The sequence below is a fragment of the Vibrio fujianensis genome, assembly GCF_002749895.1.
GTDB lineage: Bacteria > Pseudomonadota > Gammaproteobacteria > Enterobacterales > Vibrionaceae > Vibrio > Vibrio fujianensis.
Genome location: NZ_NBUS01000054.1, coordinates 417,693 through 429,924, shown reverse-complemented (window position 1 = coordinate 429,924; position 12,232 = coordinate 417,693). Strand labels below are relative to the sequence as shown.

13 protein-coding genes are annotated in these 12,232 nt (G+C 42.7%); 8 read left to right on the top strand and 5 right to left on the bottom strand.

Going from position 1 to position 12,232, the window contains the following annotated elements; genetic code table 11:
• The 5 genes from B7C60_RS15025 to B7C60_RS15005 all read left to right on the top strand — a co-directional run.
• Positions 1 to 1,457: ABC transporter substrate-binding protein (locus B7C60_RS15025; protein ID WP_245869542.1), on the top strand; the 1,457-nt coding region annotated here is incomplete at its 5' end.
• Positions 1,457 to 2,419 (top strand): ABC transporter permease, encoded by a 963-nt coding sequence (locus tag B7C60_RS15020; protein WP_099612349.1) that lies wholly within the window; start codon positions 1,457 to 1,459, stop codon positions 2,417 to 2,419. The genes B7C60_RS15025 and B7C60_RS15020, both read left to right, overlap by 1 nt.
• A complete protein-coding gene (sapC, locus tag B7C60_RS15015) occupies positions 2,406 to 3,293 on the top strand; it encodes a putrescine export ABC transporter permease SapC (protein WP_099612348.1) in 888 nt (295 codons plus the stop codon). Before B7C60_RS15020 ends, sapC begins: the two co-directional genes overlap by 14 nt.
• Complete coding sequence (locus B7C60_RS15010) at positions 3,293 to 4,282, top strand: peptide ABC transporter ATP-binding protein (protein ID WP_099612347.1); 990 nt, start codon at positions 3,293 to 3,295, stop codon at positions 4,280 to 4,282. Before sapC ends, B7C60_RS15010 begins: the two co-directional genes overlap by 1 nt.
• 2 nt (positions 4,283 to 4,284) lie before the next feature.
• On the top strand, positions 4,285 to 5,073 hold the full coding sequence (locus B7C60_RS15005) for a peptide ABC transporter ATP-binding protein (protein ID WP_099612346.1): 789 nt from the start codon (positions 4,285 to 4,287) through the stop codon (positions 5,071 to 5,073).
• A 72-nt stretch (positions 5,074 to 5,145) separates the two neighbouring features.
• Here the strand turns inward: B7C60_RS15005 and B7C60_RS15000 are convergent, their stop codons facing one another.
• The 3 genes from B7C60_RS15000 to focA all read right to left on the bottom strand — a co-directional run bounded on the left by B7C60_RS15000 (position 5,146) and on the right by focA (position 7,859).
• The gene (locus B7C60_RS15000) at positions 5,146 to 5,535 is read right to left on the bottom strand and encodes a DUF2750 domain-containing protein (protein ID WP_099612345.1); all 390 of its coding nucleotides are present in this window, start codon (positions 5,533 to 5,535) and stop codon (positions 5,146 to 5,148) included.
• Between the two features lie 49 nt (positions 5,536 to 5,584).
• A complete protein-coding gene (locus B7C60_RS14995; protein WP_099612344.1) occupies positions 5,585 to 6,490 on the bottom strand; it encodes a manganese-dependent inorganic pyrophosphatase in 906 nt (301 codons plus the stop codon).
• 526 nt (positions 6,491 to 7,016) lie between these two features.
• Complete coding sequence (gene focA / locus B7C60_RS14990; protein ID WP_099612343.1) at positions 7,017 to 7,859, bottom strand: formate transporter FocA; 843 nt, start codon at positions 7,857 to 7,859, stop codon at positions 7,017 to 7,019.
• Positions 7,860 to 8,116: 257 nt separating this feature from the next.
• Here focA and B7C60_RS14985 point away from each other — a divergent pair, with 257 nt between their 5' ends.
• The 3 genes from B7C60_RS14985 to B7C60_RS14975 all read left to right on the top strand — a co-directional run bounded on the left by B7C60_RS14985 (position 8,117) and on the right by B7C60_RS14975 (position 9,907).
• Entirely contained in the window at positions 8,117 to 8,353 is a 237-nt protein-coding gene (locus tag B7C60_RS14985) for a TIGR02647 family protein (RefSeq protein WP_099612342.1), read from the top strand.
• A 98-nt stretch (positions 8,354 to 8,451) separates the two neighbouring features.
• Entirely contained in the window at positions 8,452 to 9,282 is an 831-nt protein-coding gene (locus tag B7C60_RS14980; protein ID WP_099612341.1) for an NAD(P)H-binding protein, read from the top strand.
• A complete protein-coding gene (locus B7C60_RS14975; protein ID WP_099612340.1) occupies positions 9,275 to 9,907 on the top strand; it encodes a YdcF family protein in 633 nt (210 codons plus the stop codon). Before B7C60_RS14980 ends, B7C60_RS14975 begins: the two co-directional genes overlap by 8 nt.
• 42 nt (positions 9,908 to 9,949) lie before the next feature.
• Here B7C60_RS14975 and B7C60_RS14970 read toward each other — a convergent pair whose 3' ends face one another.
• Together B7C60_RS14970 and aspS are read right to left on the bottom strand one after the other, a co-directional pair.
• Entirely contained in the window at positions 9,950 to 10,528 is a 579-nt protein-coding gene (locus B7C60_RS14970) for a thymidine kinase (RefSeq protein ID WP_099612655.1), read from the bottom strand.
• Between the two features lie 148 nt (positions 10,529 to 10,676).
• The coding region (gene aspS / locus B7C60_RS14965; RefSeq protein ID WP_245869540.1) for an aspartate--tRNA ligase at positions 10,677 to 12,232 on the bottom strand (1,556 nt) is incomplete at its 5' end.

The window sequence follows — 12,232 nt, the reverse complement described above, 5'->3', positions numbered from 1 at the left end:
CTGAAACGCTAAGCCCGCAAATATATGATACGCTATTAACCTTAAATCCAGAAACACACCTTCCACAGCCCAGTTTAGCAACCCAGTGGGTCGTTAAAAATCAAGGGCTAGAGTACTTTTTTACCTTGCGTCAAGACGTTCAGTTTCAATCAACCGCTTGGTTTACTCCAAGTCGTCCACTGAACGCCGAAGATGTTGTTTTCAGCTTCCGCCGAATCATTGATACCTCTCATCCTTTTCATGCCATAAACCACGCGACTTATCCTTGGTTTAGCAGCTTAGACTTTGCGGGACTGGTCCAAGACATCAAAGCGATTGATCCGCAAACGGTAAAATTTACTCTCAATCACCCAGACAATACTTTTCTTACTAATATTGCAACAACTTATGCGGTTATCCTTTCTGCCGAATATGCTCAACAGTTGGAATTAAACCATCAACGCGCAATGTTAGATAGCCATCCCGTTGGTACTGGGCCTTTTTATTTGGAGCAGTATCAGCCAAGTGACTTTATTCGATTACGGCGTCACTCTAACTATTGGAATGGCCCAGCACAGATGAGCCAAGTGGTGTTTGATATTTCGCAACGAGGTACTGGCACATTAGCCAAATTATTGCGCCATGAATGTGATGTATTGGTTTCTCCGATAGCCAGTCAGATTCCGACCATCAAAGCGCAATCAGATCTCGTTCTTGATACGACGTCAGCCATGAATGTCGCCTTTATTGCGGTAAATACCCAACGTCCTATTTTGCAAGATGTGCGCGTCCGTCAAGCACTGAATTTTGCTATTAATCGAAATAAAATTTTAGATTCAGTTTATTACGACACCGGCAGTGTTGCTTATAGCATTCTTCCGCCTTCCTCTTGGGCTTATCAACAAGATAGCGTTCAAGTCCGTTATGACCGACACTATGCCCTCGCCCTACTCAAAGAGGCTGGATTTAGCTCTGGACTTAAACTGACAATGTCTGTCCCGATTGAACCTAGAGCGTATAATCCTAGTCCAAGAAAGACCGCAGAATTAATTCAAGCCAACTTGGCAGATGTTGGGATAGATTTACATCTAATCTGGGAAGAGCGTTCAGAACGAAATGAGTTCTCAGCACGTGACGAGGTTGATTTATCTTTAACTGGCTGGGCAGGCGCAACCAGTAACCCAGATCATTTTCTACGCTCATTACTCTCATGTAATGCCAATCAGGCAGGCGTAAATGTTGCTCAATGGTGTGATCGTGAGTTTGATTTCCTATTGGATTTAGCGTTAGAAACTAACCGACCACGCTATCGATTAAACCTCTATACTCAGGCACAGAATATCTTAAATCAAGCCTTTCCCGTGATCCCATTAACACATGGTAAACAGTTTAAAGCTTACCACAAATCACTTACCGGATTTTATCTGAGCCCATTTAGTACTCAGCCTTTTCATACCATTGAGAGAATAAGTGAATAATGTTTAGTTACACACTGCGCCGATTAAACCTCTTTGTTATTACCTTGCTGATTTTAACCATGGTCGGTTATTCACTCCTACGCCTTGAACCCACATCGCCTATGGCTCATCAAGAGTTTTGGTTCGGTTGGTGGGTTTATCTTAAGCAACTCGTCAACTTAAACTTCGGGATCAGTAAAGGCGGGGTGGCTATTTTTGAAGAACTACTTTTTGTTTTTCCTGCCACACTAGAGCTTTGTTTCGTCGCCTTCATATTATCCTTATTGATTGGCATTCCACTAGGCACATTAGCTGGTATGAAACAAGGCAAATGGCTGGATACGATTATTTCATTTACCTCGATGTCAGGTTATTCAGCTCCGATTTTCTGGGTCGCTTTAATGATGATCATGATTTTCTCGCTTCAGTATGAAATTTTTCCCGTGGCGGGACGCTATGACCTACTCTATCAAATTAAGCCCGTAACCGGATTTGCCTTGATTGATGCTTTTCTTGCCCAAGGGCCTTATCGTAGCCATGCTCTAGCAAGCGTCATTGAGCATATGGTGCTGCCTTGCTTGGTGCTAGCTTTGGCACCGACGACTCAGATCACTGGATTAATGCGCGCCTCCGTTGCTAATGTGATGAGTGAAAATTATATTCGTGCCGCTCGCATCAAGGGACTCTCCTATTATCGGATTGTCACTCAACATGTGTTACGAAACGCAATCCCGCCTATTATTCCTAAGTTTGGTGTGCAGCTCTCAAGTATGTTGACACTGGCCATTATTACCGAATCGATCTTTAATTGGCCAGGAATTGGCCGCTGGTTACTCGATGCGCTGGCCAATAAAGATTATGTTTCCATTCAAGCCGGGGTCATTGTGGTAGGCACTCTGGTGTTAACGGCCAGTATTCTCTCTGATTTAATCGGCACTCTGGTGAATCCTTTAGTAAGGAAGGAATGGTATGCTAACCAATAATGTTTACCAAGAAGAGCATATTCCAAGCCAATTTGAACGTTTTTGGCGTAGTTACAAAGCGAATAAGCTGGCGATGTTTGGTTTATGGTGTCTAGGAATTATCTTCATTCTTACATTATCTTCACATTGGATCATACCTCATGATCCTCATATCGCTTCTGGGGAATTATTAATGCCACCGTCGTGGGATCCTTCAGGAACCGTGCAATTTTTTTTGGGTACTGATGATTTTGGACGCGATATTTTATCTCGCTTAATAGATGGCTCACGAATTACCTTTGGTGCTGCGTTATTGATCACACTAATTGCCACGCTGATTGGTTGTGTGATCGGAACATTGGCGGGCATGACTAAAGGGCTACTATCTAGCACCTTGAATCATTTACTTGATACCGTCATGTCGATCCCCTCGCTACTTCTAGCGATTATTTTCGTGGCATTTTTAGGGGTCGGAGAGTTCAATATTATGCTCGCTATCTGTTTAGCATTGATCCCTCGGTTTATTCGTTCCGTCTATATTACTGTGCATAGTGAAGTAGAAAAAGACTACATTCTAGCCGCTCGCTTAGATGGAGCTAGCGATGTCTATTTACTTTGGTATTCCATCTTACCTAATATTTTACCCGTGATAACCGCAGAAGTAACCATGGCATTATCGATTGCAATTTTAGATATTTCAGCATTAGGCTTTTTAGGTCTGGGGGCGCAATCACCAAGTACTGAGTGGGGAGCCATGTTAGGTGATGCCGTTGAACTAATTTACCTTGCCCCCTGGACGGTCACATTACCGGGTATCGCCATTATGTTTACTGTTGTTATGATCAACCTCGTTGGTGAAGGGGTTCGCCAAGCGCTCAATGCGGGAGTTGAATAATGCCATTACTTGATATCCGTCATCTCACGATTGAAATTGATACCCCACAAGGTATTGTTAAAGCCGTTGATCGGATGAGTTTAACCATGAATGAAGGTGAAATTCGTGGTTTGGTTGGTGAGTCTGGCTCAGGAAAAAGTTTAGTTGCGAAAGCAATTGTTGGGGTGAGTAAAGAAAACTGGCGCATCAGCGCTGATCGATTAAGACTGGGAAATGTAGACTTATTACAACTCACCCCTCGTGAGCGTCGGCGAGTGATCGCTCGTGACATTGCGATGATTTTTCAAGAGCCATCTACCTGTCTCGATCCTTCTGAAAAAATCGGTGAACAATTAATCGAATCGATTCCTTCCCGAACCTTTGAGGGGCGTTGGTGGCAACGCTTTACTTGGCGAAAAAAACAAGCAATTGCTTTATTGCATAAAGTCGGTATTAAAGATCATCGACGTATTATGAGCAGCTATCCTTACGAAATGACGGATGGCGAATGCCAAAAAGTAATGATCGCCATGGCGATTGCAGCAAAACCTAAGTTATTAATTGCAGATGAGCCAACCAATGACTTAGACCCGATCACTCAATCGCAAATTTTGCGCTTACTCAGCAGAATGAATCAGGTCAATAACACCTCTATTTTACTGATTGGACATGACTTAACGACCATTACCCAGTGGGCAAACCGAATCACCGTTATGTATTGCGGCCAATCTGTTGAATCTGCTGATACACAAAAAATCATGACCGAACCAAAGCACCCTTATACGGTTGCACTACTTAAAGCCATGCCTGATTTTAGCGACTGGATTCCTCATAAACAAAAATTACAATCTTTACCGGGATCTATTCCTCCACTTCAGCACTTGCCTATCGGTTGTCGGCTCGGCCCTCGCTGCCCTTACGCACAACGCCAATGCGTTGAAGTGCCTGCGACTCGTTGGATTAAAAATCATAAATTTGCCTGTCATTTCCCACTCAACATGGAGCCCTAGCCATGAGTGCATCATTATTAGAAGTCAACCAGCTATCTAAAGACTTTATCACTCGCTCTGGCTTATTCCGTAAAAAAATTCAACAGGCGGTAAAACCCGTTAGTTTTTGTTTAGAAGCTGGGCAAACTATCGGTTTTATTGGCCAAAATGGCTCAGGAAAGTCAACTTTAGCTCGGATGCTAGCAGGTATGGTCGAGCCAACCTGTGGCGAAATTTTAGTGAATGGCGAGCGACTTGAACACCAAGATTACTCAACACGTTGTAAGTTAATCCGGATGATTTTTCAAGATCCTAACACATCACTCAACCCTCGACTGCAAATTGGTCGAATTTTAGAAGGTCCACTCAAGCGTAATACCAATATGACGCCTGAAGCACGACTAAAGCGAGTCAAAGACACCTTACTTCGGGTGGGGTTACTGCCTGAGCATGCTTATTTCTATCCACAAATGCTAGCAACGGGGCAAAAGCAACGGGTCTGTTTAGCTCGTGCGCTCATTTTGCAACCTTCGATCATTATTGCTGATGAAGCTTTAAATGGTTTAGACATGGCCATGCGTTCACAGATCATCAATCTTTTTCTTGAACTACAAGAAGAGATGGGCGTCTCGTTTATTTATGTTTCCCAACATATTGGTATCGTCAAACATATCACTGATAAAGTGATGGTCATGCATGAAGGTGAAGTGGTTGAATTCGGAGATACCTTGCAAGTGCTCTCTGAACCTCAGCATCCAATCACCCAGCGGATGATCGAAAGCCATTTTCAAAAAGCACCGAGTTTCAAATAATATCCGTGCAACATAACAAAAGGCCCACATACTAATGTGGGCCTTTTGTTATACAAGAACACAAATGCGCTTCTAGCGCGCTTTTTGTTGTTTATTCAGCTCGAAGTCGAACTCATCAGGAAATAAAACCACGCCCTCTTCTTTATCATTTGGAAAAACAACAACCGACAATTGATCGTCACTTAACCCAGGAGTCCAACGGCTACGCCATTGATGAAGAGGAATGGCTTGGGCCTGGCAATCAGCCCACTCACCCGTCGCCCAAGCCTGAGCCAACTCTTGGTGAGGCCAGACCGGAACACAGTCGTCATCTTCTGTATTTAGCATTACACATCCGTGTTGATCCGTTAAAATCCACACCTGTTGATGCTCAATGATCTGCTTGAGCGAGTATTTCATCCGCTGATCTGAATCATACTGATTAAGCGCTGAAATTTGCTCTGCGTTCAGTGAATCTACCATGGTTTACTCCCACTGTTTTTCGTGCTGAGATAATACCTTAATTGAATGATTACGCTAGTTCCGTTTGTAACCAAGGCCAACCTTGTTTCTTACGACTGAGGGTATTATGCATCATTAGTACACCATCTTGCGCATGTTTCTCTAATTTGATTGACCATTCACCTTTAAAGAGCAAACGCGTTTGAGCGGTGGTAATATCCGTTAACATCAAAGCGGCTAACGCTAAATTATCTTCCTCACAACGACGTTGTAAATCCATTTCTAAGTCGTCAATCAGATCGCCGACCTGCTCTAAGGTCGCTAACTCGACTTGTCCCACAATCACATTGCGTCCATCAAGAGGATAAGCTTTCAGATCTTTTTCTACTAACTGAGCAGCACTTAAGCCTTCAATATCCGTTTTTGCAATTAATAACTGTTGTGTAAATGCACCTAAATCCTCTACTTGAGCTAAGCTGGCCAATTCAGTCACCGCTTGTTTATCTTTTTCAGTACAGGTTGGAGAAGCAAAACCGACCGTATCAGACAAAATAGCAGACATCATTAAAATTGCTAATGGCCGAGTGATAGGAAGCCCTTCCATCTTGCATAAGTTAAATAAGATGGTGCAAGTACACCCCACAGGCCAAATCCAGGCTTCAAGCGGATTAATTGTCATCACATCACCTAAACGATGGTGATCGACAATGCCCAGAATTTCAGCTTGGCTCAGATCATCCGGCGCTTGTGCCATATCGCTATAATCCACCAACCAGACTTTCTCACCCGCCACCGAGGTGCGAAGTTCAGGAGCAGCCACTCCTGCTTGATTTAAAATATGCTGAGTTTCTCGGCTTATTTCACCCTGACGGATGGCTTTGGCTTTTACACCACGAGCATTGAGTAGTTCTGCTGCAACTAACGCACTACAAATACTATCACTGTCTGGATTTTTATGACCTACCACTAAAATCATTGCTTTTCCTACTGAATTTGTCTTAAAAATGGGTTATCTATCCGGAAACTCAATGTACAAAATTTCATGATACATACTTGGTGCTACATCAAGAAAAATGCAATTTCTCCACTATTTGTTACCCACTTTCATCTCTTTAACACAAGCAAAAGATAAGCACACTGATATATGGTGATTATTTAGCCATGGCAGTTATTTATTGATGTTAAAACAACATTACTGATAAGTGAAAAGCAGAGAATAGACGAAAAGTTAACAAAATAAGCATTTGTATCTTTTTATTATCAATAGAAGGTATTTTAAAAAGAAAAATAAGGTTTTTATTGCTTGTAATACGATAAAAGGCTGTAACACTGCTCAAATCATCACCAGCAATAAACGCCTAATGAAACAAAATAAATGAAATATTAATTTAGCAAATCAGAGAGTTAAGGTTACTCACGGGCTTTAAAGCAACTTATCCACAGAAAATGTGGATAACAAAGCGATAAAATCGCCCACTTATGACGATTTTATCCCAAATTGATTAATCTTTAAGGTATATCAACCAATACCATATACCAACGAACACACCACCGCCGACAATATTACCTAATGTTACAGGAATCAGATTATTCATGATAAAGTTAACCATGGTTAGATCTGCATATTGAGTTATATCTGCCCCTGTCACCTGCCAAAAGCTTTCAGGCGCGACATACTTAATGCCAATAGCCATCGGAACTTGGTACATATTCGCAATACAGTGTTCAAAGCCTGACGAAACAAACATCGCCACCGGTAAGATCAATACCATAACTTTATCCGTTAATGAACGCGCACTGAATGTCATCCATACGGCCAGACAGACCAAGATATTACACATTAACCCGAGCGAAAAAGCTTGGAAGAATCCATGGTGCAGCTTATGTTCAGCAATAGCCATCGCATTCAACCCCAACTGACCGCCATCCTCCATAAATTGCCGAGTCGAAAGCATAATAGCCACAAGCAAAACAGAACCGCATAAATTACCAAAGTAAACCACGATCCAGTTTTTTACTAATTGAGGCCACGAGATTTTTCCACTGGCTTTGGCTACCAAAGTTAATACTGAACTGGTAAATAATTCACCACCAGTAATCACAACTAGAATAAGGCCTAAACTAAAAGCTAAGCCACCGATTAATTTAGTAATACCATAAGGAATATCTTGGGCTCCGGTCGTGACCACCGTATAAAAAATAAAAGCAATGCCGATATGTATACCCGCAGAAATGGCTAATAAAAATGATTTGTAGATAGGCTTGGTTGCTTTACTTTCCCCTGTTACCGCCGCACGTTCAGCCATTTGTGGTGGAAGAAGAGAGTCAAATTGGTTCAGATCCATAAATAATGTTACATTTTGATACACACAAAAGAATGGCGGATAATCGCTCTATTTCTACGATTATTCAAGGGTTATTGTTCAGGTTTACTAAAAATGTTTTAAACGTGATTCTTAGCACAAAGATAGCACTTTCCCTGACCAGATAAATGCGCAAAAAAAACACATAATGGTTCAAGATAACAGTTCTACCGCATAATAATTGCGTCTTCCAGCGTCGCCCTTTATGGTAAAAAGAAATTAACCATAGAGGGTTTGCGATGAAGTTTTCACCCCATCACCTTGATGAATTAAACCTGCTACTTCAGTTTGATGTCAGCAGTGCAGCAACCGGAATCAAAGTCCACACTGATGCGGCAGAAACAATCAAAAATGCCGTTCAACGCCTGTATGATAAAGGGCTATGTACTTTACCAGACGGTGGGTACCTTACTCATGAAGGCATTGTCATGGCTGAGCAAGCGGATCGCATTTTACAAGTTCTCTCCCACCCTTAATGACGGCTCCCTAAGTCACCGACCATGACTTAGGGTTCTGGTATTTCTAATCAGCACCCCTTAGTATAGACAGTACGTTTACTCACAGAAGTCATCACATGCAACGGATCGCCATCATAGGAGCAGGCTGGTTGGGCCTACCTCTTGCACTGCATTTACAGCAAGCCGGTCATTGGGTTTGTGCTAGCCGTACCAGCCAACAAAGGCTGATAGAATTAGAAGAAAAAGGCATTACTGGTTTTGTTTGCCAATTACCCCAAGCTGAGGCATTAGCGGAGACATTAATCCATAATCGCTGTGACACGTTGATCGGTTGCTTTCCTCCTGGCTTTCGCGTGCGGCAAGAGACACAGTACATGGCAAGCTGGCAAACGTTGGTCGCCCAAGCTAAACGCGCACAAGTAAAAAAAATCATTATGATCAGCTCAACCAGCGTCTATCCAAACCAAGCAAAAGAGATGTTGGAATCAGATGCTTCATTGTCACTTGCTAAGCATAATGATCTTTTTTCAGAAAAAGCCAACATTTTATTAGCCGCTGAGCAATCTGTGATTGACAGTGGGATTGATTATACCTTACTACGATGTAGTGGGCTTATCGGCCCCAATCGACATCCAGCCCGATTTGCCACACGACTTTCTCAAGTCAGTGATTTAGCGCCCGCGAACATGCTGCATTTAATCGATGCCATTCGTGCCATTGATTTTTCTCTCCAACACCTAAGCCACCAAGTGGTCAACGTCACGACGCCTAATACCGTGAGTAAAGCTGTGTTTTATCAAGCGGCACTTGAGTCAGTCAACGCTGAGACCCCACTGCCCCCTATCGTGCATCTTGCCGATAAACGTATCCTTTGCAACAAGCTGCTCGATGCCGGTTTTTCTTTTCATTATTCTGATACGCTAAAGGCATTAGATCACCATGAGTAACCATCTTTATCAACATTTAGAAACACTGTGGCAATTTATGCAAATGGGTCATGTGCTTCAGCCTGCCGATGTTATTATTGTGCCTGGGAGTAATGACACTCGGGTCGCCGAAGTGGCCTGCCATCTCTATCAACAAGGGTTAGCACCATGGGTGCTTTTTTCTGGTAATGTTGGACGATTTACCCAAGGGTTATTTGATCAAAGTGAAGCAGAAACCTTTGCACAGATCGCAAAAGAATGCGGTTTACCAAGTGACGCTATTTTAATTGAGCCTCAGGCCACCCATAGTGGTGAAAATGTCTTGTTGAGTTATCAATTACTAAAAGAAAAGGGAATAAAAACAGAGCGTATTTTGGTTGCTCATAAGCCGTATATGGAACGCAGAGCTTATGCGACGTTTATGAAACAGTGGCCTGAACAACTAAAATTACTCCAAGTGACTTCTTCTTCGGACACACTATTTGATTACCTCACTGAAGACTTAACCTTAGATTTTATCATTCAAGCTTTAGTCGAAGATTTTGAACGTATTCAGCATTATCCTGCGCAAGGTTTTCAAATAGAACAAATGATTCCAGATGATGTGTTGCTTGCTCACCAAGCCCTCAAACCACTTACGATTTGACTCGATCAGGATGGGTTTCCCATCCTGATTTAATCTCAAACTTTATCGTCCTAATGCTTCTTTATAGTGCTGACGACACACTGAAACATATCGATCATTACCACCAATATCGACTTGATCACCTTCAGAGATTGCTTGACCATTTTTATCGGTACGAATTACCATGTTGGCTTTTCGTCCGCAGTGGCAAATGGTCTTCAACTCGATCAATTTATCTGCCCACGACAGCAAATATTTACTACCTTCAAACAGTTCACCTAAAAAATCAGTCCGTAACCCATAACATAAGACCGGAATACCTAGTCTATCGACCACTTCTGTTAACTGGTAGACTTGTTGACGAGTCAGAAACTGGCATTCATCGACTAAAACACAATGGCGTTTTTGCTCACGGTTGAGAACCGTGATGGCTTCGAGTAAATCAGTTTCTTGTTGAAAAAGGTGAGCATCCGCTTCCAGACCGATACGAGAACACACTTTACCGACCCCGAAACGATCGTCTATCGCGGCGGTAAAGATAACCGGAGTCATTCCCCGTTCTTGATAATTGAAGGAAGATTGCAATAAAGTGGTCGATTTACCCGCATTCATTGCTGAGTAATAAAAATACATCTGAGCCAACGGAAAGTTTTCCTTTAAAAACATAAAAAGCGCACTATTGTAGCAAATATTTATAAGCTGTGGATTTATCTGACTGACAATATGGCGATAAAAAAGGGTGGCATTGCCACCCTAAAGTAAAAGAGTCTTGAAAGTAAAAGAATCTTGGTTATTCTGCTTTTGCTTGAGCCAGATTAACCGCAATAGCTAACTCGTCCAAAGCGGCAGGATTAGCCATGCTAGGCGCATCGGTCAATAGACACGCGGCTGCCGTCGTTTTCGGGAACGCAATCACATCACGAATGTTTTCTGTACCACACAACAACATCACAAGGCGGTCTAAGCCAAAGGCTAATCCAGCATGTGGTGGTGTGCCAAATTTAAGCGCGTCAAGTAAGAAACCAAATTTCAAGCGTTGTTCGTGCTCATCAATTCCTAAAATATCAAACACCGCCGCTTGCATGGTTGCATCATGAATACGAACCGAGCCACCGCCGACTTCATACCCATTGAGTACCATATCATAAGCATTTGATAGTGCTTCGCTTGGGTTTGCTTTTAGTTGTTCGGCGGTCATATTCAATGGTGAAGTAAATGGATGGTGCATGGCGGCAATATTGCCTTCTTCATCCGCTTCAAACATGGGGAAATCGATCACCCAAAGAGGAGCCCAAGCCATTCCATTGGTAATGTTAAGATCTTTGCCAACTTTAAGACGCAAAGCTCCCATCGCTTCCGCTACAACATTGGCTTTATCTGCACCAAACAAAATAATATCGCCATCTTGGGCTTGAGTACGCTCAATAATAGCATTTACGATGGCTTCATTGAGAAACTTAGCCACAGGTGACTGGATGCCATCGATACCGGCATTCACATCATTAACTTTTAACCATGCCAAGCCTTTCGCACCATAAATAGCAACAAATGTCGTATATTCATCAAGCTGTTTACGAGATAACGCTGCGCCACCCGGCACGCGAAGTGCGGCAACTCGACCTTTCTCATCATTGGCAGGTGCTGAGAACACTTTGAAGTCAACCGCCTTGAGTAAATCTGCGACGTCGATAAGCTCCATCGGGTTACGTAAATCGGGCTTATCGCTACCAAAGCGGCGCATGGCTTCACTGTATGACATGACAGGGAACGGCCCCAAATCAACATCGAGTAACTCATGCCACATCTCACGAATCATTTGCTCGGTCACCTCACGCACCTGATCCGCTGTCATAAATGAAGTTTCAATATCGATCTGGGTAAATTCTGGTTGACGATCGGCACGTAAATCTTCATCACGGAAACATTTTACGATTTGGTAGTAGCGATCAAAACCAGACATCATTAATAGTTGTTTAAACAACTGAGGAGACTGAGGCAGCGCGTAAAAACTCCCTTTATGAACTCGGCTAGGCACAAGATAATCACGAGCACCTTCTGGTGTTGCTTTGGTCAGTACTGGGGTTTCAATATCTAAAAAACCTTGATTATCAAGGAAGCGACGAACAAAACTTGAGGCCTTAGCGCGTAACTTAATACGGTCACTCATTTCTGGACGACGTAAATCAAGGTAACGATATTTTAAACGCTGTTCTTCTGAGTTTTTCTGGTTAAAGTCGAGTGGTAATACATCAGAACGGTTAATAATCTGTAATGCTGAGGCCAAAACTTCCACTTCACCGGTTGCCATACTATGGTTAACTTGGCTATCTGGACGAGCGCGGACTT